This window comes from Microbacterium esteraromaticum, from assembly GCF_017303215.1.
GTDB lineage: Bacteria > Actinomycetota > Actinomycetes > Actinomycetales > Microbacteriaceae > Microbacterium > Microbacterium esteraromaticum_C.
Genome location: NZ_JAEMWU010000003.1, coordinates 187,745 through 214,166 on the forward strand (window position 1 = coordinate 187,745; position 26,422 = coordinate 214,166).

Below are 26,422 nucleotides of genomic sequence, written 5' to 3' on the forward strand. Positions count from 1 at the left end.
AACGTGTAAACGAGCAACCGTTTCGCTGGCATGCGTACCCGAGTTCGAACCGTAATTACTCCGTTGCGCGAAGAGCCCCGTCAACTGGTTCTGACCAGTCTTTTGCGGCAGGCTCCCCGAGCACGTCACGCACCCAAACGTCTGCGACCGCCTCCCAGACCTTCGACGGACGCATCGTCCCACCGAGCCGCGTTGCGATTTCGCCACACCATGCATGATGGTTCGGGATCAGTAGCGCGGCGTCCTTCGCGTCGAGTACTTCGCCCGCAGGTCGTCCGAGTCTTTCCGCGACGGCAGACCAGTGCGTATCCGCCAGGTCCTCTATCGCTTCCTTCTCGGGGGCTCGAGAACCAGGTAGCTGCAGGTATGTGCTCCCCGACGCGATGTCGGCGTCCACCACGCACAATGCCGGCCTAGGAAGTTTGCCGCGTGACGCAACGTCCGAGAGGGCTTGCACTGCAGACGCTGCGCCGACGGGAGTGATCCTGACTCGGGCGAGAGTCTCAGGCGCACCAAGAGCGAGAATTCGCTCAATGAGATAGACGGCCACGTCGTCTTCACAGTAGATGTCGAGTTCGTCGTGCCGCTCATCGTCCATTAGATTGAGCGCGAAGTCGCTACTCACTCCATATAGCACCGTGCGTGATCCTGCTCGGTCCACGGAGATAAACACTCGGGCTACGGATGGCAATTGTTCGAGGATAAAGGGCGAGTGCGTAGAAACGATGACTTGGAGCTTCTTCTCGAGAGCGAGGCGCATGAGCTCAGTCATCAGACCGCGCTGAGCCATGGGATGCAGCGATGCTTCGACTTCGTCGATGATGATGAGAGCCTTATCAGGCGCTTCGGTGACGAGGGCAATGAGGTCAAGGATGGAGTCTTCACCAGCTCCTTGATGAAAATTCGAGTACTCGATCCCGTCGCGAATGAGTACGCCAATCTGTTTTCCCTGAGATCGTTCGATCCTCGCGCCGTCGTATGACCTCCCAAGGGTTCTGCTCACTTGCGACAGTTCGTTCGCCTCCAGGGTCGCTGTCACTCCACGACTGATTGCCTCCTGAGCCGTTCGGCCGTAACCGATCTGCGTGTTCGCCGGCTGGATCCGAGAGACATCCAGGAAGAATGTGTCTCTTTTCTTTCTGTCCGGCGCACCGCGCCAGCGCGAGGTTGGTTTCCTCACGGTGACGGTGTCGGTAACGGCCCCACTTCGTGTTGTGTACCCGAGCACGACACCGCGCACATCTTCCCAAGGAGTCCGCGGGAAGAAGTCGTCAGGATAGAGCGTCGTCGAGCCCGCCGCCGATTGATAAGCAGCAGCCGCTGCTTTGAGTACTGTGCTCTTTCCAGCACCGTTGACTCCTGCGATTGCGACGACCGGGTAGCGGAATTCGACTGACTCTCCGTTCCACCCCCGAAGGCCTTCGATTGTGACCGACGATAAGAACAACGGCCATCCGTGACCATCGTGGCGCGCCGTATCCCAGGTGCTCGTCAGCTTCGACGCTGTCGGTGCCGGCATTTGAATCTCCTTCTAGTCCGTCGCATGCAATATACAGTTATCACTCGATCTCGTGAGTCACGCGCGAGCGTGAGCCTCGTGATGGTCGCTCAGGTGTCGATGATTTCAGCGTCACGGTCACGAACCAGTTAAATACCCGCGGTCAACTGATGACCGCGGCGCTGGTCGTCGTCATCTGGGCCGTTGCGGGACCGGCGCTGGTGAACCTGTTCGAACAGGCGATCTCGCGCGTCTCCGGCATCTGACATGCGGGTGCGGCAGCACCTCGCCGACGAGCGGGGATCGAGTCCCGTCGAGTTCGTGCTCGTCGGGGCGGTGCTGACCGCGCTCACCCTGGCGGTGCTGCAGATCGCTCTCGCCGTGTACGTGCGCAACGTCGTGCACGACGCCGCGGTCGAGGGCGCCCACTACGCGGCCCTCGCCGACACCGGACCCGCCGACTGCGTCGCCCGGACGCAGGCCGTGATCACCCGGGCCGTTGGCGCGGCCTATGCCGACGACATCACCATCGGCGCGGACGACAGCCTCGGGCATCCGAGTGTCGTGGTGCGCGTGCGACTCTTCCCGTGCTCGGGCTGATCGGTGTTCCCTACGGTCCGGAGGTGGAAGCGCGTGCCCCCGCAGAGACGTTCGGCGATGACTGAGGCGGAACAAACGACGCGCCCACTGGCGGATGACGCGGGTTCTGCGGCGTTGGAGTTCATCGTCGCGGGGTACTGCTGCTTGTGCCGCTGGTCTACCTGGTGCTCACCCTCGGAGCCGTGCAGGAACAGACGCTCGGCGCCGAGGCCGCCGCCCGGCACACCGCGCGCGTGATCGGACAGGCATCGGATGCCGAATCGGCGGCCGCCTCGGGCGACGCCGTCCTCGCCGGCGTGATCCGCGAGTACGGCATGGACCCGGACACCGTCGAGGTCGGCCTCACCTGCCGCCCGGCAGGCGCGCAGTGTCCTGCGGCGGGTGCGACCGTGATCGTCACCGTGCGCACACAGGTCTCGTTGCCGTTCATGCCCCCGCTGTTCGGCCTCGACCAGATCACCGCGATCCCCGTCGAGGCGCAATCGGCGCAGAAGATCTCACGCCTGTGGGGGAGCGAATGACGGCCCGCGCCTCTGTGAGCGCCCGCGTGCGCGCGCTCGCCGCCGACGACACCGGCAGCATCCTGCCGCTGATCCTTGGTTACCTGCTGCTGGCGATCGCCGTCGTGCTCACCTGCGTATGCGCCACCGACCTGTACATCGCCCAGAAACGCCTCGACTCCCTCGCCGACGCGGCCGCGCTCGCCGGAGCCGACGGCTTCGTGTTGCGGGTCGACGGTGGCGATGTGCGTGCCGAGCTGACCGATGCGGGTGTCTACGAGCAGGCGGATGCCGTCGTCGCGGCGCTCGACCAGGGAGCGCACCTGGTCTCGGCGGGCACGCCCGACGGTGTCTCTGCTCGCGTCACGGTCGCGGTCACCTGGCATCCGCCGTTGCTGTCGCCGTTCGTGCCGGGCGGTGTGCCGCTCGAAGCGACCGGCACCAGCCGCACGGCGCTGCGCTGACCCGCCCTACGCGGGGTGCCGCGGCAGGTAGCGGGGCGTCCACCGGATGAAACCGGCCGCGCCCAGCAGCGCGACGCCGCCCATCACCCCGGTCGCCACCGGCAGCGACGCCGCCGCAACGACACCGGCGACAATCAGCGGGGCTGCCGCTCCACCGGCATCCGTCAGCGTCCGCCACGACCCCAGGAACGCCGCCGGCTCACGCTCGGGGGCGAGGTCGGCGCCGAAGGTCAGCAGGATGCCACTGGAGAGCCCGTTGCCCACCCCGAGCACCGCCGCCATCAACGCGAACCACATCGTCGCCTCATCGAGATCATGCGTGACCGACAACACGATGAAACCGGCGCCCATCATCAGCATCGCCGGCATCGCCGCCCAGATGCGTCCGAAGCGGTCCATCACCTGCCCGCTCGCGTAGAACAGCGCGAAGTCGATCGCACCCGCCACACCCACCACCAGGGCGATCGTGGTGGCATCCAGCCCCAACGAGACACCCCACAGCGGCAAGATCACCTGGCGGGCCGAGCGCACCGCCGACAGCGCCGCCGCCGACGACCCCAGCCGGGCCAGCACCGCACGGTACGCCCACATGGTGTGCAGCACACCGCGCTGATCGAGCGTGGGGATCGACCCGGTCACCACCTCACCGGAGTCCTCGGCCACCGCCGCGCCGGTGGGCTTGAGCAGTGCCGGGCTGCTCTTCTCGGGGTCGGGACCGAACAACACCAGCGGCACGATCACCCCGGCGCACGCCAACAGCACCCAGATGCTCGACGACTCGGTGCCGGTCAGCTGGATGAGTCCCGCAGCCAGGAACGGGCCGACGAAGACCCCGAACCGGAAGCTCCCGCCCAGCAGAGACAGCGCCCTGGCACGGAACCGCGGCGGAACGCGTGTGGTCATGAACGCGTGCCGGGCCAGCCCGAACGCGGCCGCGCAGAAACCCAGCAGGAACACTGCCGCGGCGAACAACGCCAGTGTCGGCGAGAGCAGCATGCCGACGCCGGCGAGCAACGACGCGATTCCCGCGAAGACCATCGTGAGTCGCTCGCCGATCCGCGCCACCAGCGCCCCGGCCGGCAGATTGCCGAAGAGCTGACCGATCACGAGAGCGGATGCCACGAGCGCGGCCATCGACACATCCGCGCCCAGTCGGGTGGCGATCACGGGGATCAGCGGGATCACCGCGCCCTCACCGAGCGCGAACAGCACCGTGGGGGCGTAGACCATCGGTCCGAACCGCTTCAGGACACTTGCCGCACTGTCGCTCACACCATCACGGTAGCGCGGTAGGCTGAACTGCCATGTTCGAACTCGATCTCTCCGCCGACATCCAGGCCCTGCGACAGACTTTCGGCGACATCCGCGAGGTCGTCGACGTCAACGCCCTGCGCGAGGACATCGCGCGACTCAGCGACGAAGCAGGGGCACCCGACCTCTGGGACGACCCTGAGAAGGCGCAGAAAGTCACCAGCGCACTCAGCCACAAACAAGCCGACCTCAAGCGCGTCACCGAGGTCGAGCAGCGCCTCGAAGACCTCGAAGTGCTCGTCGACCTCGCCAACGAGATGCAGGACGACGACTCGGCCGCCGAGGCACGCGCCGAGCTCGCCGCGCTGACCGAGACCATCAACCAGCTCGAGGTGCAGACGCTGCTCGACGGCGAGTTCGACGAGCGCAACGCCATCATCACCATCCGCTCCGGCGCGGGCGGCGATGACGCCACCGACTTCGCCGAGATGCTCATGCGCATGTACCTGCGCTGGGCCGAGCACCACGGCTACCCCGTCAAGGTGATGGACACCTCTTACGCCGAGGGGGCCGGCATCAAGTCGGCCACGTTCGAGATCACCGCGCCCTACGCGTTCGGAACGCTCTCGGTCGAGGCCGGCACGCACCGCCTCGCGCGCATCAGCCCGTTCGGCTCGGCCGACAAGCGCCAGACGTCGTTCGCCGCCGTCGAGGTCATCCCCCTGATGGAAGAGGCGACCGAGGTCGAGATCCCCGAGAACGACATCCGTGTCGATGTGTTCCGCTCGTCGGGCCCCGGTGGTCAGTCGGTCAACACCACCGACTCCGCCGTGCGTATCACGCACCTCCCGACCGGCATCGTCGTGTCGATGCAGAACGAGAAGTCGCAGATCCAGAACCGCGCCGCCGCCATGCGGGTGCTGCAGACCCGCCTGCTGCTGCTGCAGAAGGAAGAAGAGGCGGCGAAGAAGAAAGAGCTGGCCGGAAACATCACCGCCAGCTGGGGCGACCAGATGCGCTCGTACTTCCTGTACGGGCAGCAGCTCGTCAAGGACCTGCGCACCGGACACGAGTCGGGCAACCCGGCCAACGTGTTCGACGGCGACCTGGACGACTTCATCTCGGCGGGCATCCGCTGGCGCAAGCGCAAAGAAGAGGACTGATCCCGAGCCGATCGCTCACGGGAACAAGACCCACGAGAACAACAAGAGGGCCGCCGGAATCATCCGGCGGCCCTCTTCGTCAGTGCGCGATCAGGGGATCAGGCAGGAAGGTGTTCCCTCGGCGAGCTTCTCGGAGAACTCACCAAGTGCGTCCATGTCCGCGAGTGCGTCCTCACCCGAGGCGATGACCCACAGGGTCTCGTCGGGGATGTCGGAAGCGATGAAGTACTCGGCATAGCAGGTGATCTGCTCATCGGTGAGGTCGTCTGAGGTGAGACCCATCGCCTCGATGATCTCCACGAAACCGGCGGTTACCTCGGCGGTCGACGGGCGGCCCTCGCCGCCGGTCGTACCGGAGTCGTCCGGGTCATCGGTCTCATCCGGAACGGACGAGCCCGAGTCAGAGGTCGGTGCGCTCGAAGGCAGCGAGTCGACAGCCTCGCCCACGGCGAACAGCACGGCGACGGTGAAGATGATCGTGCCGACGATCCCGCCCACGACCGACAGCGCCAGACCGGTGATCGACGGCCACTTCTTGGTGTTCTTCAGGAACACCGCGATCAGCGACACGACGAACGCGGCGAACAGCACGAAGGCACCGAAGATGAAGGTCACCGGGATGCACGCCAGGATCGTGCCGACGATCGCGAGGCCGAGACCGACGAAGCCGAGCACGGGCGTCTTCTTGGGGCCCGCGGGTTCGGCCGGTGCGTAGGCACCGTATGCCTGACCGGCGGCCGGTGCCTGGTAGGCGCCGGGGTACGCCGCGGTCGCGTTGACATCTGCGTAGCCGGGTGCGGCCGGAGGTGCGTACGTGCCGGCGGTCACGTCCGAGGGCGGGTAGACCTGGGTGGGCTGGTCGTCCTGTGACGCGGCGGGGATCTCCTCGCGGAGCACGGTGGCATCCGGGTCGAAAGCGTTCGCATCCGCCTCGGAGGACGGCTGGGGCTCGGGCTGCTCGGCCTCAGGCAGCTGCCCTTCCGGGGCGAAGTGCTCGGTCCACTGCTGGCCGTCCCACCAGCGCTGGCGTCCGGATCCGTCGTCGTACCACCCTGCAGGCGTGCTCATCGCGCCCTCCTCACATCGTCCCGGTCGTGACCGGTGTTCCCCTCATGGCGTCGAAATGCGCCCTTATGTGTATATCAGTCGTGCGCTGCGCGCATGAGCCCCACTTCATGTCCGACCGGGGTCGGGGGAGTGTCGCTGGGCGTACCGGCGCCGGGCGCGCCTAGGCTCGAAGGGCCATGATTCGGTTCGAGAACGTCACCAAGCGCTATCGCGGCACCAAACGCCCCGCGCTCTCCGATGTCGACTTCAACATCGAGGCGGGCGAGTTCGTCTTCCTCGTCGGAGCCTCGGGCTCGGGCAAGTCGACGTGCCTGCGACTGATCCTGCGCGAGGACGTGCCCACCACGGGGCGCGTCGCCGTGCTCGGGCGCGATCTGCGCTCGCTCGCCAATCGTAAGGTTCCCTACTTCCGCCGTCAGATCGGCTCGGTCTTTCAGGACTTCCGCCTGCTGCCGTCCAAGACGGTGGCGCAGAACGTCGCTTTCTCGTTGCAGGTGATCGGTTCATCGCGCGGGTTCATCCAGCAGGCGGTGCCCGAGGCTCTCGCCCTGGTGGGGCTCGACGGCAAAGCCAAGCGCATGCCGCACGAGCTCTCCGGCGGTGAGCAGCAGCGCGTGGCGATCGCGCGTGCGATCGTGAACCGCCCCAAGATTCTGCTCGCCGATGAGCCGACCGGAAACCTCGACCCCGCGACCTCGGTCGGAATCATGCAGCTGCTGACCCGCATCAACGCGGGCGGCACGACGGTGTTGATGGCGACGCACGAGGCCGCTTTCGTCGACCAGATGCAACGCCGCGTGATCGAGTTGCATGGCGGAGACCTGGTACGCGATGAGGTCGGCGGTGGGTACGGCGACACCTCGGGCATCCCGCGGCTGCTGCCCGGCGCCGTGCCGGGCGCCGCCGCCGCCGCGGCACTCAGCGCCATGCAAGAGGTGCAGCGCGAGTCGCTGACCGCAGCAGCGTCGGTGGATGCCGCAGACGAAGCGCCCAGCACGACAGACGCCACGATGCCGGACTCCGCCGCGGCCGTGGCACAGCAGCCGACCCCGTCGCAGGAGCCGTCTCGACCGCAGGAGCCGTCTCCGCCGCAGGAGAGCGCCACACAGGTGGGCCCGCGCACGAACCCGATCATCATTCCCGAGGTCGACGTCGCAGAGCTCGGGATGGCCGACCGCCTGGGCCTCTCGGACGACGACGAGGAAGTGGGGCCGACCTCATGAGATTCTCCCTCATCGTCGGCGAGGCCCTCGCGGGGCTGCGCCGCAACATCTCGATGGTCATCTCGGTGGTGCTTGTCACTTTCGTCTCACTGACGTTCGTGGGCGCCGCGATCCTGATGCAGGCACAGATCAGCACGATGCGCGCCTACTGGGGCGAGCAGGCCGAGGTCACGGTGTACATGTGCTCCCCGTTGTCGACGTCGGCGAACTGCGTCGATGGGGCGGCGACGACCGAACAGGTGGAGCGCATCGAGCAGGACCTGCAGGGCGATGCCCTGGCACCGCTGATCAGCGAGGTGGTCTTCGAAGACAAGCAGGCGACGTTCGATCTGTGGGTGGAGCGCTTCGGTGAAGAGCAGGCCGGAGCGTTCGGTGTCGAGAACATGGGTGAGGTGTTCCGCATCACGCTCGAAGACCCACAGCGCTCCGATGTGATCAGCGAGGCGTTCTCAGGTGTGGCCGGCGTCGATGAGGTGCAGGATCAGCGCAAGCTGCTCGATCCGCTCTTCTCGGCCTTGACAGTGGCCACCTACATCGCCGTCGGAGTCGCGGCGCTCATGCTGATCGCGGCCGTGCTCCTGATCGGAACGACCATTCGGCTGTCGGCCTACGCCCGTCGCAAAGAGATCGCGATCATGCGTTTGGTCGGCGCCTCGAACCGATCCATTCAGTTGCCGTTCGTGCTGGAGGGCGTCTTCGCCGCGTTCCTCGGTTCGGTGCTGGCCAGTGCCGCTGTGCTCGCCGGTGTGCATTTCGGTGTTGAGGGCTACCTCGCCGAACGTGTGCCGTTCATGCGTCCGCTGGTGGGCATGTCCGAGGCGGCGTTCGTCGTGCCGGTGCTGATCGGTATCGGGATCGTGCTCGCGGCGCTGTCGGCCGGATTCGCGATCCGCCGGTGGTTGCGCGCGTAGTATCGCGGCATCGGCATATACTTGTGGGCTGTCTGTCGTCAGGAGAAGAAGATGCCCAGGGAACGCGGTGAGAAGGTCGTTGCGACCAACCGTCGCGCACGTCACGACTACAACATCGAGAAGTCGTACGAAGCGGGCCTGGTGCTCACCGGCACCGAGGTCAAGTCGCTGCGCCAGGGGCGCGCGAACCTCAGTGACGGTTACGCCTATGTCAAGGGCGGCGAGGCGTTCCTCGACGCCGTGCACATCCCCGAGTACTCGCAGGGGCACTGGACGAACCACTCGGCCAAGCGCATCCGCAAGCTGCTGCTTCACCGCGAAGAGATTCACAAGCTCGAGCACGCCGTCTCGGCGGGCGGGTACACCCTCGTCCCGCTGCGCCTGTACTTCTCGGACGGCCGCGCCAAGGTCGAGATCGCCCTGGCGAAGGGCAAGCGCGAGTTCGACAAGCGCCAGGTGCTGCGTGAGCGGCAGGACAAGCGCGAGGCCGAGCGCGCCATGCGCACGCGCAATCGTCTGGGCGAGTAGACCCGCCCCTCTGATCGAACCGGTACGTCAGGCGTCCCGGTAGCTCAGGCGCCCAATCGCGGTTCGAAGTCGAAGGCGCGCCCGAGAAAGCGCAGTTCCGTCTCCAGCGAGGCGATGATCGTCTCGGACGCACGGAAACCGTGACCCTCGCCCTCGAACAGCACATACTCGTGCGGAACACCGCGCGCGGCAAGGGCATCGCGGATCGCCTCGGACTGCGACGGCGGAACCACGCGGTCCTCGCTGCCCTGCTCCAGCAGCACAGGAACGTCGATCCGGTCGGCGTGCGTGAGCGGAGAACGCTCGATGTAGACCGACTCCGCCTCCGGCAGGGGACCGACCAGGCCATCGAGATAGCGCGCTTCGAAATCGTGGGTCTCAGCGGCCAGCATCCGCAGGTCGGCGACGCCGTACCGTGAGATTCCGGCGCCGAAGGTGCCACCGCGCACGAGTGCGCTCAGCACCGTCCAACCACCCGCGGACCCGCCGCGGATCGCGATCCGCGCGGGATCGGCGAGACCGGCGTCGGCCAAGCCGCGCGCCGCGGCGATCACGTCGTCGACGTCGACGACGCCCCAGGCGCCGTCAAGACGCTCGCGGTAGGCGCGACCGTACCCGGTCGATCCGCCGTAATTGACATCGAGCACACCGATTCCGCGGCTGGTCCAGTACGCGTAGGCGGTGGATGCTGCCCCCGAGACGTGTGCGGTGGGTCCGCCGTGCACCATCACGACATACGGCGGCAGTTCGCCGTGCGGCGCGCGGGCGTCAGGGTTGGTCGGCGGGTAATCGAACGCGTGCACCGGCCCGTGCGGGCCGTCGAAGGTCACCGGGCGCGCCTGGGGAACCCAGTCGGGGTCAGCGTCGGCGCCGCCGGTGACCGTCGTCACCGTGCCGCGGTCCAGATCGAGGCACCACAGTCCTGCGCCGACCGTTGCGCCGGCTCCTGAAACGAGCACCCGTGAGCCGCGCACGTCATCGATGCTCGCGCCGGCCGTGATGGGCACGTCCAGTTGCGTGGCGTTGCCGTCCGTGCCGATCCGGGCGATCCGGTCGTCGCCGTTGGTGCGCACGGCGACGATGCTTCCGTCGTCGAGCGGGCGGTACCACCGGTTGCCCAGCACCCACAGACCGCCGCCGGTGTCCGCGTCGGCGGGCGCCACTGGCGTGGGAGCAGCCGCGGTCTCATCGACCCGCACGCGCTGCAGGTTCCAGCGTCCGGACGGGTCATCGAGGTAGAGCAGCTCGTCATCGCTCACCCACTCCGGCTGCAGTGCCGCGCGGGTCGACACCGACATCATCGCATCGCCGTTCACCGATGCCACGTGCAGCAGTGCGAGCTCCCAGGGCATGTGCTCTGTGCTCCACTGCACCCACGCGATGCGGGATCCGTCCGGCGACAGTGCCGGGTGCGCTACGAAGCCAGTAGTCGAGGCGACCACGCGTACGGCGTCGTCATCAGCCGCCGCCGAGCCGTCCACCGGAATCTCGACGATCGCGCGCCGGTGCGGCTGCGGGCGCAGGTCTTCGCGCACAGCCAAGAGGCGCCCCTGCTGAGCGCGCAGCCCCCCGTACGCGGCGCCGGGCGCCGTGAGCGGCTCGGGATCGCCGGACGAGGGCATCCGATACACCCGCTGGTCAGAGCCGTCCACGAAGAACAGCGTTCCCTCGTCGTCGGCGGTCCACGAACCGCCACCGTACTCGTGCACGCGGGACCGGGCGTTCCACGGCGCAGGCAGGATCTCCGCGCCGGTCGAGCTGCGCACCGTGATCCGGCCGCCCTCGGAAGGCACCGACTCACCCCACCAGATCTCGTCGCCGACGAAGAGAGCGCCGTCGATCCGGGGCGCAGCCTGCGCGATCTGAGCAGCGGTGAACGGAGACGGCCACGAACCGAAAGACGAGGTCATGCGCTCGAGCCTAGTCCCGGGTGCCGTCCGACCCGCCGTGGTCGGAGGCCGCTCGCTCGGAAGCGGGCTCAGACCGTGCGCAGCACCGCGACGACCTTGCCCAGCACGACCGCGTCATCGCCGAGGATCGGTTCGAAGGCAGAGTTGCGGGGCAGCAGCCAGGTGTGTCCATCACGCTGACGGAACGTCTTGACGGTCGCCTCGCCGTCGATCATGGCAGCCACGATCTCGCCGTTCTCGGCCGAGCTCTGGGTGCGCACGACCACCCAGTCGCCGTCGCAGATCGCGGCGTCGATCATCGACTCGCCGTTGACCTTGAGCATGAACAGCTCGCCCTTGCCGACCAGCTGACGGGGTAGCGGGAAGATCTCCTCGACCTGCTGATCAGCGGTGATCGGCACTCCGGCGGCGATCTGCCCGACCAGCGGAACGAGCGCCGCATCGCCGACTGCGGGCGCGGTGTCGGCAGGGTTCTCGGTGCTCGCGCCCGGCAGGTCGATGAGCACCTCCATCGCGCGGGTCTTGCCCGGGTCGCGGCGCAGGTAGCCGCTGAGCTCGAGCTGGCCGAGCTGATGCGTGACGCTGGAGAGCGACTTGAGGCCCACGGCGTCACCGATTTCGCGCATGCTCGGCGGGTAACCGTGCCGTGCGATCGAATCCTGAATGACCTCGAGGATCGCCATCTGCTTGGGGCTCAAGTTCTTGCGACGTCGCGTGCGCGGAGCCTCGGCTGCGGGGGCGGTGTTGTCGCTCATCGGTGCTCCTTCATGGTTCCTGCCGGTGCGGATTCCGCGGCGTCGCGGGCATCTGATTCGAATGTCGGTGGCCCGTGGTGGGCTGTCCACATCGAAACGGTATCCGAGAAACGGCCCGAAACGGAAGATCTGTTCGAGCGTGTCGCGCCTTCCTCGTAGACGTTTTCGAAAAAGTCTTGACAGATGTTCGATATCGAAGATAACTTCGGTACGTAGCTTCGCATCCGGCATCCCCGGCCGGGTGCCGGATGCGAAAGCTGCACCATGTCCTCGCTGACTGGCGGGCCGGGTGCAGTGTGACAGGAGAGGAGCCACCCATGAGCACGATCGATATTCAGGCACCGATGGCCCCGGTTCCGGCGACGCGCCTGCGGATCACCGCTCGCGGCCGCCGAGTGGTCGTCATGCTGGCTGCGCTCCCGGTTGTCGTCGGCGTCATCCTGTCGGCTCTCGCCGGCGGTTCCGCACTCGCCTCCGGTGACCTGGCAGAGCCGGTGACGTTCGAAACGGTCGCCGTGATGCCCGGTGACACGCTGTGGTCGATCGCGGACGAGGTCGCGCCGGGTGCCGACCCGCGCGTGGTCATCGAGGACATCAAGCGGTTGAACAATCTGCGCTCCGGCATGATCCAGGTCGGCGCCGAGATCGCGATCCCCATTGTCTACACCGACTGAGCACCGTGTACACCGACTGAGCCTCGGATGCACGCGTGCGCGGTCGTCACGAAGGCGTCGCCGGTGGGCGTGAGACCTACGATGGAACAGTGACCTCTCTTGACGAGCTACCCCTCCGCGACGACCTCCGCGGACTCACCCCCTACGGCGCACCCCAGGCACCGCTGCCGATTGCGCTGAACGTCAACGAGAACACCCATCCGGTGCCCGACGAGGTCGCCGACGACATCCTCGACGAAATCGCGCGTGCACTGCGTGAGGTCAACCGCTATCCGGATCGTGAGTTCACCGCACTCCGTGAAGGCTTCGCCGAGTACCTCGGCCACGGGATCACCGCCGATCAGATCTGGGCGGGCAATGGCTCCAACGAGGTGCTCCAGCACATCCTGCAGGCCTTCAGCGGTCCGGGCCGCACAGTGTTCGGATTCGCTCCCACCTACTCGATGTACCCGCTCCTGGCGCAGGGAACCGGCGCGCGGTGGGTTGCCGGTGCGCGCGACGACGACTACGCGCTGACGCCCGAGAGTGCCGCAGCACAGGTCGCCGAGGCTGATCCCGACGTCGTGCTGCTGTGCGCTCCCAACAACCCCACCGGCACGCCCATGGGACTCGACGTCATTGAGGCCGTCTACGAGGCCGCACGGGGTGTGGTCGTGGTCGACGAGGCCTACTTCGAGTTCGCGCCGCACGACTCGGTCTCGGCGCTCACCCTGTTGCATGGGCGGCCTCGCCTGGCGATCTCGCGCACTATGAGCAAGGCGTTCGCCTTCGCCGGTGCGCGTGTGGGCTACCTGGCCGCCGACCCCGCGTTCATCGACGCGCTCCGACTGGTGCGTCTGCCGTATCACCTGAGCGCGATCACTCAGGCCGCCGCGATCGCCGCACTGCGCAACTCCGCCACCATGCTGCGCATGGTCGACGAGATCGTCGAGCAGCGTGACCGCATCTCGGCCACCCTCGAAGCCCTCGGCTACCAGCCGCACGAATCCTGGTCGAACTTCGTCCTGTTCGGCGGTGTCACCGACCCGCCCGCGTTGTGGCGCGCCCTCTACGATCGCGGTGTCCTGATCCGTGACGTGGGCATCCCCGGTCACCTGCGCGTCTCGGCGGGCACCGAGGCCGAGACCACCGCCTTTCTGGAAGCACTCGCGTCGATAGGATCTCCCTCATGAGCGCCCCCCGCACCGCATCGTCCGCACGCACGGCGAAGCGCACCCGCAGCACCTCCGAATCGACCGTCGAGGTCGAGGTCAACCTCGACGGCACGGGCCGCAGCGACATCGCCACCTCCGTACCGTTCTTCGACCACATGCTCACGGCGTTCGCGAAGCACTCGCTCACCGACCTCACGGTCCGCGCCACCGGCGACACGCACATCGATGCACACCACACGGTCGAGGACATCTCGATCGTGCTCGGCCAGGCGCTCCGTGAGGCCCTCGGTGACAAGGCCGGTATCTCGCGCTACGGCGACGCACTCGTGCCGCTCGACGAAGCACTCGCCCAGGCCGTGGTCGACATCTCGGGACGGCCGTTTCTCGTGCACGACGGCGAGCCCGCGGGCTTTGAGTTCCACCTGATCGGTGGCCACTTCACCGGTTCTCTCGTGCGTCACGTGTTCGAAGCGATCACGCTCAATGCGGGACTGACCGTGCACGTGCGCGTGCTCGGCGGGCGCGATCCACACCACATCGCCGAGGCCGAGTTCAAGGCGTTCGCCCGGGCCTTCCGTCAGGCGAAGTCACTCGACCCGCTCGTCGAGGGCATCCCGTCCACCAAGGGTGCGCTGTGACCGGGCCCCACGTCGCGGTCTTCGACTACGAGTCGGGCAACGTCCACTCGGCGGTCAAGGCGTTGGCGGCCGCCGGAGCCGATGTCGAACTGACCCGCGACCGCGCCCGCGCCCTGGCCGCCGACGGGCTCGTCGTGCCCGGCGTCGGTGCATTCGCCGCGGTGCGCGACGCCCTGATCGCGCACGGCGGTGACGAGATCATCGATCGCCGCCTGGCGGGCGGGCGCGCCGTGCTCGGCATCTGCGTCGGCATGCAGATCATGTTCGAGCATGGCGTCGAACGCGGCCAGGACTCCGCGGGGCTGGGGGAGTGGCCGGGGGCGGTCACCGAACTGGACGCCCCGGTACTGCCCCACATGGGCTGGAACACCGTCGAGCCTGGCGAGGGATCGGTGCTGTTCCGCGGCATCGAGCACGAACGGTTCTACTTCGTGCACTCCTTCGCCGCCAAGTCGTGGGAACTCGACGTCATTCCGCCCTTCCCGCAGCCCGCGGTGACCTGGGCGACGCACGGCGAGCGGTTCATCGCCGCCGTCGAGAACGGGCCGCTCTCGGCCACGCAGTTCCACCCCGAGAAGTCCGGCGAAGCCGGCATCCGACTCCTGCGCAACTGGGTCGAATCCCTCTGACCCCGCACAGGGTTTGAGGACTTCGTCGCCGAAGACTACTCTCGTCTCTCGTGCCCGACCGGGCCGCCCTACCCTCCACAAGGAAGCCATGAACGATTTCGCACAGTCACCAGCCCTGATCCTGCTGCCCGCCGTGGACGTGGCCGGCGGAAAGGCGGTGCGACTCACCCAGGGCGAGGCGGGCACCGAGACCAACTACGGCGACCCCGTCGACGCGGCAGGCGAGTTCGTCGACGCCGGCGCGCAGTGGATCCACCTCGTCGACCTCGACGCGGCCTTCGGCCGGGGCAGCAACAGCTCGATCCTGCGCAAGGTCATCAAGCAGTACCGCGGCATCAACATCGAGGTCTCGGGCGGCATCCGCGATGACGCGAGCCTCGAAGCGGCGCTGGAGTCGGGCGCGGCCCGTATCAACCTCGGCACCGCGGCGCTGGAGAACCCCGAGTGGGCCGCCGACGTCATCAGCCGCTACGGCGAGGCCGTCGCCGTCGGACTCGACGTGCGCGGCACGACCCTCGCGGCACGCGGCTGGACCAAGGAAGGCGGCGACATCTGGGAGGTGCTCGAGCGCCTCGAAGAGGCCGGCTGCAGCCGCTACGTCGTCACCGACGTCACCAAGGACGGCACGCTGCGCGGACCCAACCTCGATCTGCTGCGGGAGATCACCGCGCGCACACCGAAGCCCGTGATCGCCTCGGGCGGCGTCTCCAGCCTCGACGACATCGCCGCACTGCGCGAGCTCGTCCCGCTGGGTGTCGAGGGCGCGATCGTCGGCAAGGCGCTCTACGCCGGACAGTTCACCCTCGCCGAGGCTCTGGATGTCGCAGGGGACTGACGACGCCTGCGACCACGGTGCCCCCGCTGACTCGGCGGGCGTGCCGTGGGAGGGGCGCAGTTTCGAGACCAACCCCCACGCCGCCGACGACGGATCCGCCGACCCTGCGCTGCTCGCCGCTTTGCGGCGATTCCGCTCGGGCGAGGGGTCGCAGGTCGAGGTCGTCGATGCGTTGCGAAGCGCCCGCGTGCTCGTACCGCTGGTCGCCGAGCGCGGCGATGAGGGCGTCGGGCCGACCGGACTGAAGGTCGACAAGACCCAGGAGCTCTCGATCGTCACCGTAGCCGCCCCCGACGGGCGTCGCGTGCAGCCGGTCTTCTCGTCCGTCGACACGATGCGGCGCTGGGACGCTCAGGCCCGGCCGATCCCGGTCGAGGCCGTGCGCGTCGCGCTGTCGGCGTCGAGCGAGCAGACCGATCTGATCGTGCTCGATCCGGCATCCGACACCGAGTTCGTCGTGCGCCGCCCCGCGATCTGGGCGATGGCGCAGAGCCAGCCGTGGGAGCCCAGCTTCCTGTCGCCGGAGGTGTTCACGGCCCTGCGTGAGAGCATCGCGCACGAACTGGCCGTCATCGATGTGTCCATCGCGTCGGGGGACGCGGATGCCCGCATGCGCGGCCCCGAACTGATCGTCACGCTGACGCTGATCGACGGCCTGGACCGCGAGACTCTGGACGCCGTGCTGGCGCGGCTGGCTCAACGGTGGGCGGCCGATGACCGCATGGCGGTTCTGGTCGACTCGCTCACCGTCAAGCTCACACGCTCCGAGGTCAGTTGACCGGGCCGGTCCACTTCTCGCCGGGGCCCTTGCCGATCGGGTCCGGGATGACCGATGCCTCACGGAAGGCCAGCTGAAGCGAGCGCAGACCGTCGCGCAGCGGGCTGGCGTGCGCGCTGCTGATCTCGGGCGCCCCGGCGGTGATGAGCCCGGCGAGGGCGTTGATGAGCTTGCGGGCCTCGTCGAGGTCGAGCTGCTTCTCGGGGTCATCCGCCAGGCCGAGTTTCACGGCGGCCGCGCTCATCAGGTGAACAGCGGTCGTGGTGATCACCTCGACCGCGGGAACGTCGGCGATGTCGCGTCCCGCGGCGGTCGCTGCCTGCTCCTGCTCGGCCCAGGTGTCGAGGCGGTGGTCGTGGGGCTCAGCAGGAATCGTCACTTCGTGTTGCTTTCTGTTAGACTTCTGCGGGCTCCGGAGCGTCACGCTCCGGCACGAAAGAGGATCCAATCCCACCCGCGCTTGCCGTTCCAGGCTACCGGGTTCTGCACCCCGCCGGTTTCGGTGGAAAGGGTGTGACAAGCCGGTGCATCTGAAGCATCGGCGGGTGGGGGAACTCCGAATTCGCCCGAGGCGTCAACAGCGACTCGGTGGCCGACAACCCACGTCTAAGGAGCTCCGCATCAGCGATCCCCGTACCAATGAGCGCATCCGCGTCCCCGAGGTCCGCCTCGTCGGACCCGCGGGTGAGCAGATCGGCGTTGTCCGCATCGAGGCAGCGCTGCGTCTGGCCCAGGAAGCCGATCTCGACCTCGTCGAGGTGGCTCCCAACTCCAAGCCGCCCGTGGTCAAGATCATGGACTACGGCAAGTTCAAGTACGAGGCCGCGCAGAAGGCGAAGGAAGCACGCCGTAACCAGGCGAACACCATCCTCAAAGAGGTGCGCTTCCGCCTGAAGATCGAGGCCCACGACTACACGACCAAGCTCAAGCGCGCCGAGGGCTTCCTCAAGGCCGGCGACAAGGTCAAGGCCATGATCCTGTTCCGCGGCCGCGAGCAGTCGCGTCCCGAGCAGGGTGTGCGTCTGCTGCGCAAGTTCGCCGAGGACGTCGCCGAGTTCGGCTCGGTCGAGTCGAACCCCACCATCGACGGTCGCAACATGGTCATGGTCATCGCGCCGCTGAAGAACAAGTCCGAGGCCAAGGCCGAGCAGAACGCCGTCCGCTCGGCGAACAAGCAGGCCGCGCGCGAGGCGAAGTCCTCGACGGGCAACGACGCCGAGGCCTGAGCCGCCCCCCAGTCTCCCGCTTGCGAGCGGGTATCCACCGTCGCCCGCCAGGGCGCCACACGAAGGAAGAGAAGATGCCGAAGCAGAAGACCCACTCGGGTGCGAAGAAGCGCTTCAAGATCACCGGCAGCGGAAAGCTGAAGAAGCAGCAGGCCGGTATGCGCCACAACCTCGAGCACAAGTCGAGCCGTCGCACCCGCCGCCTGAACCAGGACCAGGTGCTCTCGAAGGCCGACTCCAAGGTCGCGAACAAGCTTCTCGGTCGCGGCTGAGCCCCGCCCGAGCGTACGGAATAGGAATACACGAAAATGGCAAGAGTCAAGCGCGCGGTAAACGCGCAGAAGAAGCGTCGCGTCATCCTCGAACGCGCCTCGGGTTACCGTGGCCAGCGTTCGCGCCTCTACCGCAAGGCGAAGGAGCAGGTCACCCACTCGCTCGTCTACGCGTACCGTGACCGTCGCAAGCGCAAGGGCGACTTCCGTCGTCTGTGGATCCAGCGCATCAACGCCGCTGCCCGCCAGAACGGCATCACGTACAACCGCTTCATGCAGGGTCTGGGCCTGGCCGGTGTGCAGGTCGACCGCCGTATGCTCGCCGAGCTCGCCGTGACCGACGCCGCCGCATTCGCGTCGCTGGTCGAGACCGCGAAGAACGCTCTGCCCTCGGACGTCAACGCTCCGAAGTCGGCTGCCTGAGCATCCGCTCTTCATGCAAACGGGCGTCTCCCCTCGGGGAGGCGCCCGTTTCGCGTCCCGGGGCATCCGCGGCGCGCCGATAGACTGATGCCGTGCTGGAGAATCCTCGCTCGCCCCGTGTCCGCGCTGTCGCCAAGCTCTCCAAGCGCAGTGCGCGCGTCGAGACCGGTCTGTTCCTGCTGGAGGGGCCGCAGGCGGTCCGTGAGGCATTGCGGTACGTGCCCGGTGCGATCGTCGAGCTCTACGCGACGCCGACGGCGTGGGAACGGCACGCCGACATCCGTCAGCTGGTCGCCGAGCACGAGGTCCCGTTCGACTACGTGACCGAGGACGTGCTCGACGCGATGGCCGACACCGTGACCCCGCAGGGGCTGATCGCGGTGGCCCGCCAGACCCCGACCGCTGTGAAGGACATCTTCGCGGCGTCCCCGCGCCTGATCGCGATCTGCGAAGAGGTGCGCGACCCGGGCAATCTCGGCACGATCATCCGTGCGGCGGACGCCGCAGGGGCGGATGCTGTCGTGCTGACCGGCCGCACCGTTGATCCCTACAACCCGAAGGTCGTCCGCTCGACCACGGGCTCGCTGTTCCACCTGCCGATCTCGGTGGGAGGCGACCTCGCCGACGTCGTGAGCCGCGCGCACGCGGCCGGACTGCAGGTGCTCGCCGCCGATGTGGGCGGGGGCGATCTGTTGTCTGCGCGCGCCGACAACACGCTCGCCAAGCCGACCGCCTGGTTGTTCGGCAACGAGGCGCGGGGACTCGAAGCGGATGCCCGCGGGCTCGCCGACCAGGCACTGAAACTGCCGATCTACGGGCAGGCCGAGTCGTTGAACCTCGCGACCGCCGCGAGCGTGTGCCTGTACGAGAGCGCGTTCGCGCAGCGCGCCGAGCACTGATCGGCGCCATCGCGCCGCCGATCACGAAACGATAAAGACCACGACGACCCCCTGTGCTGTCGAGGCCCCGGCCCTAGAGTTGGGCCATGGCAGAGAGCAGAGACGCCCTCGTGGTCGTCGAGAACGTCCAGAAGCACTACGGCGACTTCCAGGCGCTGACCGACATCAACCTCACGGTCGACCGCGGTGAGGTCGTCGTCGTCATCGGACCGTCAGGCTCGGGTAAGTCCACGCTCTGCCGCACCATCAACCGGCTGGAGACGATCACCAGCGGCGAGATCCGCATCGACGGTAAAGTGCTGCCCGCCGAGGGCAAGGCGCTCGCGCACCTGCGCGCCGAGGTCGGCATGGTCTTTCAGTCGTTCAACCTGTTCGCGCACCTGACGATCCTTGAGAACGTCACGCTCGGCCCGATCAAGGTCCGCGGCCTCAAGAAGGCGGATGCCGAGAAGGAGGCCATGGCGTTGCTGGAGCGCGTCGGGGTCGCCGAGCAGGCGCGCAAGCTTCCTGCGCAGCTGTCGGGTGGACAGCAGCAGCGTGTCGCGATCGCCCGTGCCCTGGCGATGCGCCCGAAGGTCATGCTCTTCGATGAGCCCACCAGCGCCCTGGACCCCGAGATGATCACCGAGGTGCTCGACGTGATGATCGGGCTCGCCAACGAGGGTATGACGATGATCGTCGTCACTCACGAGATGGGCTTCGCGCGCAAGGCGGCCAACCGGGTCGTGTTCATGGCCGATGGGCAGATCGTCGAGCAGGCCACGCCCGAGCAGTTCTTCACGAACCCGCAGAGCGCGCGCGCCAAGGACTTCCTCTCCAAGCTGCTCACCCACTGACTCCCGTCCACACATCCCATAAGGAGACGCACATGCGACGTACACGCACACTGGCAGGAATCGGCATCGCAACGGTGGCGTTGTTCGCCCTGACCGCCTGCAACAGCGGAACCCCGTCGGACCCCGGTGGCGACGGCGGCGATGGCGGCGACGCCGGATCATCCACGCCGTGGGAGGTCGCGACGGATGTCAGCCTCGACGGCAGCCCGACTTTCGACGCGATGGTCGAGCGCGACGGCGTCATCATCGGCGTCAAAGAAGATCAGCCCGGCCTGGGCTACCTCGACGTGACCTCGGGCGATCGCACGGGATTCGACGTCGACATCGCACGCTGGATCGCGGCGTCGCTCGGCTTCGATGAGGACCAGATCGAGTTCAAGCCGATCGCCTCGGCCAACCGCGAGCAGGCCATCGTCAACGGCGACATCGACTACTACGTCGGCACGTACTCGATCAACGACAAGCGCAAGGAGCAGATCGACTTCGCGGGACCGTACTTCGTCACGGGTCAGGGGTTGCTGGTCGCGAAGGACGCGCCGGAGGCGACCAAGCTCGAGGACTTCAACGGCAAGACCGTCTGCTCGGCGACAGGCTCCACGCCGATCCAGAACATCAAGGCGAACTTCCCCGACATCAAGACGCAGGAGTACGATCTCTACTCCGCCTGCGTCGAAGACCTGATCAGCGGCAAGGTCGATGCTGTGACCACCGACCAGGCCATCCTGATCGGCTACGCGGCGCAGTACCCCGATGACGTCAAGGTCACGGGTGGACTGTTCACCGAAGAGCGCTACGGCGTCGGTCTACCCAAGGGCGATGACGTGCTGCGCGACCACATCAACACGCTGTTCACCGATGGCGGCGATGTCTGGCAGCAGATTTTCGACAACAACCTCGGCGACTCGGGCATCCAGGTCGAGCAGCCTGCGGTCGACGCGTACTGAACGACATCTGCGGGGGCGCGGATGCATCGCGCCCCCGCAGCATCATCCGACGGAGGAATGAGAAGACGTGGACGTCATCTTCGGCAACCTCGACCTGTGGAGCGAGGCGCTGACCAACACCCTGCTGGTGTTCGTGTTCGGAGGGATTATCGCCCTCGTTCTCGGCATCATCGTCGGCGCGATGCGCGTCTCGCCGGTGCCGATCGCGCGAGGAGTGGGCACGGTCTATGTCAACCTCGTTCGGAACACCCCTCTGACCCTGGTGTTCTTCTTCTTCGTGTTCGGATATCCGCAGTTGGGACTGCCCCCGCTATCGAACACCGTGCTCGGCATCCTGGCGATCGGCATCTACACCGCGACCTATGTCGCTGAGGTGCTGCGTGCGGGTATCAACACCGTGCACGTCGGGCAGGCCGAAGCTGCGCGTGCGATCGGCCTGCCGTTCGGGCAGGTGATGACACTCGTGGTTCTGCCGCAGGCGTTCCGGTCCGTCGTGCCGCCGATGATGAGCGTGTTCATCGCGCTGCTCAAGAACACCACGGTGGCCGCCGGCTTCGCGATCTCCGAGCTCGCCGCACTGCGCGCCACCATCAACGATGCGCCTGACCGGCCCGGTAACCCCATGGAAGTGCTGCTGTGGGTGGCGGTGGTCTTCGTCGCGCTCGTGCTATTGATGAGCTGGGCGCAGCGAACGCTTGAGAACAAGTGGAGGATCGCACGATGACTTCCGTCCTTTACGACGTACCCGGACCGCGTGCGATCGCCCGCAACCGGGTACTGGCAGCGGTCACGGTGCTCCTCGTGCTCGCCGTGATCGGCTTCATGACTTACCGGCTCTGGGAGTCTGGCCAGTTCGAGGCGTCGAAGTGGTACGTGTTCACCTTCAGCAACGTGTGGATGAGCATTCTTGAGGCGCTCGGCAACACGCTGGCCGCGTTCGCGCTGGCCGCAGTGCTGAGTCTTGTTCTGGGTCTTGTGCTGGCGATCGGGCGTCTGTCAGACCACGCCTGGATCCGTGTGCCGGTGACCGCAGTCACAGAGCTGCTGCGAGCGGTACCGGTTCTGGTCATGATGATGCTGCTCTACTACGGTCTTCCCGTCGTCGGCGTCAAGATGGAGCCCTACTGGGCGGTTGTACTGGCACTGATGGCGTACAACGGTTCCGTGCTGGCCGAAGTCTTCCGAGCGGGAATTGAATCCTTGCCACGTGGACAGAAGGAAGCCGGCTACGCGATCGGTCTGCGCAAGAGCGGAGTGATGCGGCTGATCCTCTTCCCGCAGGCTGTGCGGGCGATGCTTCCGGTCATCGTCGCTCAGCTCGTCGTGACCATGAAAGACACGGCACTGGGATTCATCATCACCTACCCCGAGTTGCTCTACTACGCCAAGCTGCTCAGCTCGCAGCAGGGGCGCCCGATCCTGCAGTCCGCCTTCGTCATCGGTGGCATCTACATCGTGATGTGTCTGATTCTCTCGGGCATCGCGAAGTGGCTCGAGATCCGCACACGCCGCTCGCCGAAGGACAAGGTGCTGGAAGCCGAGGCGGCCGTGCTCATGCACGAAGGAACCGACACCGAACTTCTGGTCGCCCAGGGGGACGGCAAGCGGGGACGGCGGCTGGGTCGGGACCGACGCTGAACGGAACGGCCGGTCGTCGCCGCGCCGGTAGACTCTGATCTCGTGTCAGCCACTCCTGAGATCACCCCCGAAGCGGTCGAGGCCGCGGTCACGGCGGCACTCGCTGCCGTCGAAGCCGCGAGCGACACCGCCCAGCTCAAATCCGCCAAAGCCGCGCATGTGGCCGAAGGGTCGCCGCTGGCCGTCCTGAACGCGTCTATGCGTCAGGTCGCGCCCGAGCACAAGGCGACGTTCGGCAAGCTGATCGGGCAGGGGAGGGGTCGGGTCGCCCAGGCCCTGGCCGCCAAGGAGGCCGAGCTGGCCGAGGCCGAGACGGCAGCCCGCCTGGAGGCCGAGCGGGTCGACATCACCGCGCTCGCCTCGCGTTCGCGTGTGGGTGCGCGCCATCCGCTGCCGCTCATGCAAGAGCAGATCAGCGACATCTTCGTCGGCATGGGGTGGGAGATCGCCGAGGGCCCCGAGCTCGAGCACGAGTGGTTCAACTTCGACGCCCTGAACTTCGATGTCGACCACCCGGCACGTCAGGAGCAGGACACCTTCTACGTCGACCCGACGTCGCGTCACCTGGTGATGCGCACGCACACCAGCCCGGTGCAGGTGCGGTCGATGCTCGACCGCGAGGTGCCGATCTATGTGCTGTGCCCTGGTCGCGTGTACCGCACCGATGAGTTCGACGCCACGCACCTGCCGGTGTTCACCCAGGTCGAGGGCCTCGTGGTTGACAAGGGCATCACCATGGCGCATCTGAAGGGCACGCTCGACCACCTCGCCAAGCAGCTCTTCGGAGCCGAGGCGAAGACGCGCCTGCGCACCAACTACTTCCCGTTCACCGAGCCTTCGGCCGAGTTCGATCTGTGGCATCCGACCTTCAAGGGCGGCGCCCGCTGGATCGAGTGGGGCGGTTGCGGAATGGTCAACCCCAACGTGCTGCGCGCGGCGGGGATCGACCCGGAGGTCTACAGCGGGTTCGCCTTCGGTATCGGCGTCGAGCGGGCGCTGATGTTCCGCAGCGATGTGAAAGACATGCGCGACATGGCAGAGGGCGATGTGCGCTTCAGCGAGCAGTTCGGGATGGTGGTGTGATGCGTATTCCGCTTTCCTGGTTGCGCGAGTACGTCGAGGTGGCAGCGGATGCCACTCCGGAAGACGTTCTGGCGTCGTTCCTCTCGGTGGGCTTCGAAGAGGAGGACATCCATCGCGTCGAGATCACCGGTCCCGTCGTGGTCGGTCAGGTGCTCTCGGTCGAGCCCGAGCCGCAGAAGAACGGCAAGACGATCAACTGGTGCCAGGTCGATGTGGGCGAAGACGAGCCCCGCGGAATCGTCTGCGGTGCGCACAACTTCGTCGCCGGTGACAAGGTCGTGGTGACCCTGCCCGGGGCTGTACTGCCCGGGCCGTTCCCGATCGCCGCGCGCAAGACGTACGGCCATGTCTCGGACGGCATGATCGCCTCGGCGCGCGAGCTCGGCCTCGGCGACGAGCACGACGGCATCATCGTGCTGTCGACGCTGGGTCTGGACCCCGAGGTCGGTACTGACGCCATCGAACTGCTGCATCTCAACGATGTCGCCGTCGAGATCAACGTCACGCCCGACCGCGGTTACGCGTTCTCACTGCGTGGCGTTGCCCGCGAGTACGGTCACGCCACGGGGGGTGCTTTCAGCGATCCCGCCGAGCGCGACTTCGCCGAGCTGCAGCCGGGAACGGGCTTCGACATCCGTGTCGAGGATGAGAACCCGATCCGCGGCACCGTCGGCGCGCGCGAGTTCGTCGCACGCGTCGTCCGCGATGTCGACCCGAGCCGTCCCACCCCTCCGTGGATGGTCGCCCGGCTCGCGTTGGCGGGCATGCGCTCGCTGGGCATCCTGATCGACATCACCAACTACGTCATGCTCGAGCTGGGCAACCCGATTCACGGCTACGACCTCGACAAGCTCGACGGCGGCATCGTGGTGCGTCGCGCGGGCCAGGGCGAGCGCATCACCACGCTCGACGGGCAGGATCGCGCTCTGCACGTCGAGGATCTGCTGATCACCGACGGTTCGGGCCCCATCGGCATCGCCGGCGTCATGGGCGGCGGCACGACCGAGATGAGTGACACCACGCGCAACGTGCTGATCGAGGCGGCGACGTTCGATCCGGTCACGATCGCCCGGAGCGCCCGCCGACACAAGCTGCCGAGCGAGGCGTCGAAGCGCTTCGAGCGGGGTGTCGATCCGCTGATCCCGTTCGTCGCCGCACGCCGGGTGGCCGATCTGATGGTCGAGCTCGCCGGGGGAACGCTGACCGACGAGGGCGGCGCGCTGTACACCGAGTTCGAGATCGCCGGAATCGCGCTGCCGCGTGGCTTCGCCGATGGCGTCGTGGGCGTCGACTACACCGACGACGAGGTCGTCGGGGCACTCGAGATGATCGGCGCCGAGGTCGCGGAGCAGGGCGACGGGTGGTTCGTGATCCCGCCGAGCTGGCGACCCGACCTCACTGACAAGTGGACGCTGGTCGAGGAGATCGCGCGCATCCACGGTCTCGACCGGATCCCGTCCGTCCTCCCGGTCCCGCCGTCGGGCCGTGGCTACACGGCGCTGCAGCAGGGACGCAAGCGGGTGGCGGATGCCCTCGCCGCGGCCGGTCTGGTCGAGACGCCGTCGTTCCCGTTCACCACCGAGCAGCTCAACGACCTGCACGGCTCGGCGACCGGCGATCACCTGCCCAGCATCCGTCTGGCCAACGCACTCGACGGACAGGCGCCGTTCCTGCGCCGATCGCTGCTGCCCGCTCTGGTGCAGACCGCGCACCGCAACATCTCGCGCGGTCTGGTGGATCTCGGCCTGTTCGAGGTCGGGTCGGTGTTCACCCCCGAAGAGGGCGTGACCTACGGCACGGACTTCATCCCGCCGCTCGGGGAACGCCCCGACGATGAGACGCTGGCGGCGCTCAACGCGGCCATCCCGCCGCAGCCGAGGCACATCGCGGCGCTGTTCGCCGGCAACATCACCCCGCGTCAGCCGGGGCGCCCTGCCGAGCACGTCGACCTGGCCGATGCGCTGGACGTCGTGCGCGTGATCGGCGTCGCCGCCGGCGTCGACATCGACGTCGCGCAGACGCAGCGCGCCGCGCTGCATCCGGGACGAGCCGGGGCACTGAGCGTGCGCGGCGAGCAGATCGGCTACGTCGGCGAGCTGCACCCGCAGGTCTCGGCCGACGCCGACCTGCCGGGGCGTGTCGTCGTGTTCGAACTGGACCTGGATCGTCTGCTCACCCTCGCGGGCGAGCGCGTCGTCGTCGAGTCCCTGTCGACGTACCCTGCGGCCACGCAGGACGTTTCGCTGGTCGTGGGTGTGGAGGTGCCTGCCGCCGAGGTGCGCGCCGCGCTCGTCGAGGGCGCCGGCGACCTGCTCGAGTCCGTGCGTCTCGTCGACGACTACCGCGGCGAGGGCCTGGGCGACGGGCAGAAGAGCCTCAGCTACGCCCTGCGCTTCCGGGCATCCGACCGTACGCTGACCGCCGCCGAGGCGAGCGAGGCAAAGCTCGCGGGCGTCGCCGTGGCGACGCAGCGCTTCGGCGCGAGCATCCGCGACTGAGTCGCATCGGCGATTCCGCTCACG

The 26,422-nt window shown here is 67.3% G+C and carries 29 protein-coding genes; 23 read left to right on the plus strand and 6 right to left on the minus strand.

From position 1 onward, the window contains the following. Positions 1-55 precede the first annotated feature (55 nt). Positions 56-1,519: an ATP-dependent nuclease gene (locus JF543_RS13675; RefSeq protein ID WP_206824804.1), complete on the minus strand. Its 1,464-nt coding sequence runs from the start codon at positions 1,517-1,519 to the stop codon at positions 56-58. A 246-nt stretch (positions 1,520-1,765) separates the two neighbouring features. On the opposite strand from JF543_RS13675, the gene JF543_RS13680 reads away from it, so the two are divergent. The 3 genes from JF543_RS13680 to JF543_RS13690 all read left to right on the plus strand — a co-directional run bounded on the left by JF543_RS13680 (position 1,766) and on the right by JF543_RS13690 (position 3,062). Next, positions 1,766-2,098 carry a TadE/TadG family type IV pilus assembly protein gene (locus tag JF543_RS13680; RefSeq protein ID WP_347401170.1) on the plus strand — a complete coding sequence of 111 codons (333 nt, stop codon included), beginning with the start codon at positions 1,766-1,768 and terminating at the stop codon, positions 2,096-2,098. Between the two features lie 146 nt (positions 2,099-2,244). Further along, positions 2,245-2,619: a TadE family protein gene (locus tag JF543_RS13685; RefSeq protein ID WP_242519761.1), complete on the plus strand. Its 375-nt coding sequence runs from the start codon at positions 2,245-2,247 to the stop codon at positions 2,617-2,619. Then, positions 2,616-3,062: a pilus assembly protein TadG-related protein gene (locus JF543_RS13690; protein ID WP_206824806.1), complete on the plus strand. Its 447-nt coding sequence runs from the start codon at positions 2,616-2,618 to the stop codon at positions 3,060-3,062. The genes JF543_RS13685 and JF543_RS13690 overlap by 4 nt, the downstream gene beginning before the upstream one ends. A 6-nt stretch (positions 3,063-3,068) precedes the next feature. Here the strand turns inward: JF543_RS13690 and JF543_RS13695 are convergent, their stop codons facing one another. After that, positions 3,069-4,292: an MFS transporter gene (locus JF543_RS13695; RefSeq protein ID WP_179411809.1), complete on the minus strand. Its 1,224-nt coding sequence runs from the start codon at positions 4,290-4,292 to the stop codon at positions 3,069-3,071. A gap of 74 nt (positions 4,293-4,366) precedes the next feature. Here JF543_RS13695 and prfB point away from each other — a divergent pair, with 74 nt between their 5' ends. Continuing rightward, positions 4,367-5,476 (plus strand): peptide chain release factor 2, encoded by a 1,110-nt coding sequence (prfB, locus tag JF543_RS13700; RefSeq protein WP_179410428.1) that lies wholly within the window; start codon positions 4,367-4,369, stop codon positions 5,474-5,476. A gap of 90 nt (positions 5,477-5,566) precedes the next feature. Here the strand turns inward: prfB and JF543_RS13705 are convergent, their stop codons facing one another. Continuing rightward, positions 5,567-6,544, minus strand: coding sequence for a DUF2510 domain-containing protein (locus JF543_RS13705; RefSeq protein ID WP_179410429.1), 978 nt, complete (start codon positions 6,542-6,544; stop codon positions 5,567-5,569). A 176-nt stretch (positions 6,545-6,720) separates the two neighbouring features. On the opposite strand from JF543_RS13705, the gene ftsE reads away from it, so the two are divergent. From ftsE to smpB, 3 genes are read left to right on the plus strand one after another with little or no spacing between them, the layout of a single operon-like run. After that, positions 6,721-7,767 (plus strand): cell division ATP-binding protein FtsE, encoded by a 1,047-nt coding sequence (gene ftsE, locus JF543_RS13710; protein WP_206824808.1) that lies wholly within the window; start codon positions 6,721-6,723, stop codon positions 7,765-7,767. Then, complete coding sequence (gene ftsX / locus JF543_RS13715; protein WP_206822218.1) at positions 7,764-8,678, plus strand: permease-like cell division protein FtsX; 915 nt, start codon at positions 7,764-7,766, stop codon at positions 8,676-8,678. Before ftsE ends, ftsX begins: the two co-directional genes overlap by 4 nt. Before the next feature lie 51 nt (positions 8,679-8,729). After that, positions 8,730-9,206 carry an SsrA-binding protein SmpB gene (gene smpB / locus JF543_RS13720; RefSeq protein WP_179410432.1) on the plus strand — a complete coding sequence of 159 codons (477 nt, stop codon included), beginning with the start codon at positions 8,730-8,732 and terminating at the stop codon, positions 9,204-9,206. A 44-nt stretch (positions 9,207-9,250) separates the two neighbouring features. Here smpB and JF543_RS13725 read toward each other — a convergent pair whose 3' ends face one another. Next, positions 9,251-11,116, minus strand: a complete 1,866-nt coding sequence (locus JF543_RS13725; protein WP_206824810.1) for a S9 family peptidase — start codon at positions 11,114-11,116, stop codon at positions 9,251-9,253. A gap of 68 nt (positions 11,117-11,184) precedes the next feature. Then, entirely contained in the window at positions 11,185-11,871 is a 687-nt protein-coding gene (gene lexA, locus JF543_RS13730) for a transcriptional repressor LexA (protein ID WP_179410434.1), read from the minus strand. 317 nt (positions 11,872-12,188) lie between these two features. Here lexA and JF543_RS13735 point away from each other — a divergent pair, with 317 nt between their 5' ends. From JF543_RS13735 to JF543_RS13760, 6 genes are all read left to right on the plus strand, one after another. Then, positions 12,189-12,545: a LysM peptidoglycan-binding domain-containing protein gene (locus JF543_RS13735; RefSeq protein ID WP_206824812.1), complete on the plus strand. Its 357-nt coding sequence runs from the start codon at positions 12,189-12,191 to the stop codon at positions 12,543-12,545. Positions 12,546-12,634: 89 nt separating this feature from the next. Then, positions 12,635-13,717 carry a histidinol-phosphate transaminase gene (locus tag JF543_RS13740; protein WP_206824813.1) on the plus strand — a complete coding sequence of 361 codons (1,083 nt, stop codon included), beginning with the start codon at positions 12,635-12,637 and terminating at the stop codon, positions 13,715-13,717. After that, positions 13,714-14,337, plus strand: a complete 624-nt coding sequence (gene hisB / locus JF543_RS13745; protein WP_206551760.1) for an imidazoleglycerol-phosphate dehydratase HisB — start codon at positions 13,714-13,716, stop codon at positions 14,335-14,337. Before JF543_RS13740 ends, hisB begins: the two co-directional genes overlap by 4 nt. After that, positions 14,334-14,966 (plus strand): imidazole glycerol phosphate synthase subunit HisH, encoded by a 633-nt coding sequence (hisH, locus tag JF543_RS13750; RefSeq protein ID WP_179410438.1) that lies wholly within the window; start codon positions 14,334-14,336, stop codon positions 14,964-14,966. The genes hisB and hisH overlap by 4 nt, the downstream gene beginning before the upstream one ends. Positions 14,967-15,054: 88 nt before the next feature. Beyond that, positions 15,055-15,801: a bifunctional 1-(5-phosphoribosyl)-5-((5-phosphoribosylamino)methylideneamino)imidazole-4-carboxamide isomerase/phosphoribosylanthranilate isomerase PriA gene (gene priA, locus JF543_RS13755; protein WP_179410439.1), complete on the plus strand. Its 747-nt coding sequence runs from the start codon at positions 15,055-15,057 to the stop codon at positions 15,799-15,801. Further along, positions 15,785-16,579, plus strand: a complete 795-nt coding sequence (locus tag JF543_RS13760; protein WP_206824814.1) for an SseB family protein — start codon at positions 15,785-15,787, stop codon at positions 16,577-16,579. Before priA ends, JF543_RS13760 begins: the two co-directional genes overlap by 17 nt. Here JF543_RS13760 and JF543_RS13765 read toward each other — a convergent pair. Continuing rightward, positions 16,572-16,958 (minus strand): DUF1844 domain-containing protein, encoded by a 387-nt coding sequence (locus JF543_RS13765; RefSeq protein WP_179410441.1) that lies wholly within the window; start codon positions 16,956-16,958, stop codon positions 16,572-16,574. The two genes, JF543_RS13760 and JF543_RS13765, sit on opposite strands and share 8 nt — an antisense overlap. 241 nt (positions 16,959-17,199) lie before the next feature. Between JF543_RS13765 and infC the strand changes: the two genes are divergently transcribed. From infC to pheT, 10 genes are all read left to right on the plus strand, one after another. Then, the gene (infC, locus tag JF543_RS13770) at positions 17,200-17,805 is read left to right on the plus strand and encodes a translation initiation factor IF-3 (RefSeq protein ID WP_179411810.1); all 606 of its coding nucleotides are present in this window, start codon (positions 17,200-17,202) and stop codon (positions 17,803-17,805) included. 74 nt (positions 17,806-17,879) lie between these two features. Beyond that, entirely contained in the window at positions 17,880-18,077 is a 198-nt protein-coding gene (rpmI, locus tag JF543_RS13775; protein WP_179410442.1) for a 50S ribosomal protein L35, read from the plus strand. Positions 18,078-18,113: 36 nt separating this feature from the next. Further along, entirely contained in the window at positions 18,114-18,500 is a 387-nt protein-coding gene (gene rplT, locus JF543_RS13780) for a 50S ribosomal protein L20 (RefSeq protein WP_206551762.1), read from the plus strand. A gap of 92 nt (positions 18,501-18,592) precedes the next feature. Then, entirely contained in the window at positions 18,593-19,399 is an 807-nt protein-coding gene (locus JF543_RS13785) for a TrmH family RNA methyltransferase (protein WP_206822230.1), read from the plus strand. An 86-nt stretch (positions 19,400-19,485) separates the two neighbouring features. Beyond that, entirely contained in the window at positions 19,486-20,235 is a 750-nt protein-coding gene (locus JF543_RS13790) for an amino acid ABC transporter ATP-binding protein (protein ID WP_206551764.1), read from the plus strand. A gap of 32 nt (positions 20,236-20,267) precedes the next feature. After that, on the plus strand, positions 20,268-21,179 hold the full coding sequence (locus JF543_RS13795; protein WP_206822232.1) for a glutamate ABC transporter substrate-binding protein: 912 nt from the start codon (positions 20,268-20,270) through the stop codon (positions 21,177-21,179). A 67-nt stretch (positions 21,180-21,246) separates the two neighbouring features. After that, positions 21,247-21,903: an amino acid ABC transporter permease gene (locus JF543_RS13800; RefSeq protein ID WP_206822234.1), complete on the plus strand. Its 657-nt coding sequence runs from the start codon at positions 21,247-21,249 to the stop codon at positions 21,901-21,903. After that, positions 21,900-22,817: an amino acid ABC transporter permease gene (locus JF543_RS13805; protein ID WP_179410448.1), complete on the plus strand. Its 918-nt coding sequence runs from the start codon at positions 21,900-21,902 to the stop codon at positions 22,815-22,817. Before JF543_RS13800 ends, JF543_RS13805 begins: the two co-directional genes overlap by 4 nt. A 42-nt stretch (positions 22,818-22,859) precedes the next feature. Further along, complete coding sequence (pheS, locus tag JF543_RS13810) at positions 22,860-23,900, plus strand: phenylalanine--tRNA ligase subunit alpha (protein WP_206822236.1); 1,041 nt, start codon at positions 22,860-22,862, stop codon at positions 23,898-23,900. Next, positions 23,900-26,398 carry a phenylalanine--tRNA ligase subunit beta gene (gene pheT / locus JF543_RS13815; protein ID WP_206824815.1) on the plus strand — a complete coding sequence of 833 codons (2,499 nt, stop codon included), beginning with the start codon at positions 23,900-23,902 and terminating at the stop codon, positions 26,396-26,398. The genes pheS and pheT overlap by 1 nt, the downstream gene beginning before the upstream one ends. Positions 26,399-26,422: the final 24 nt, after the last annotated feature.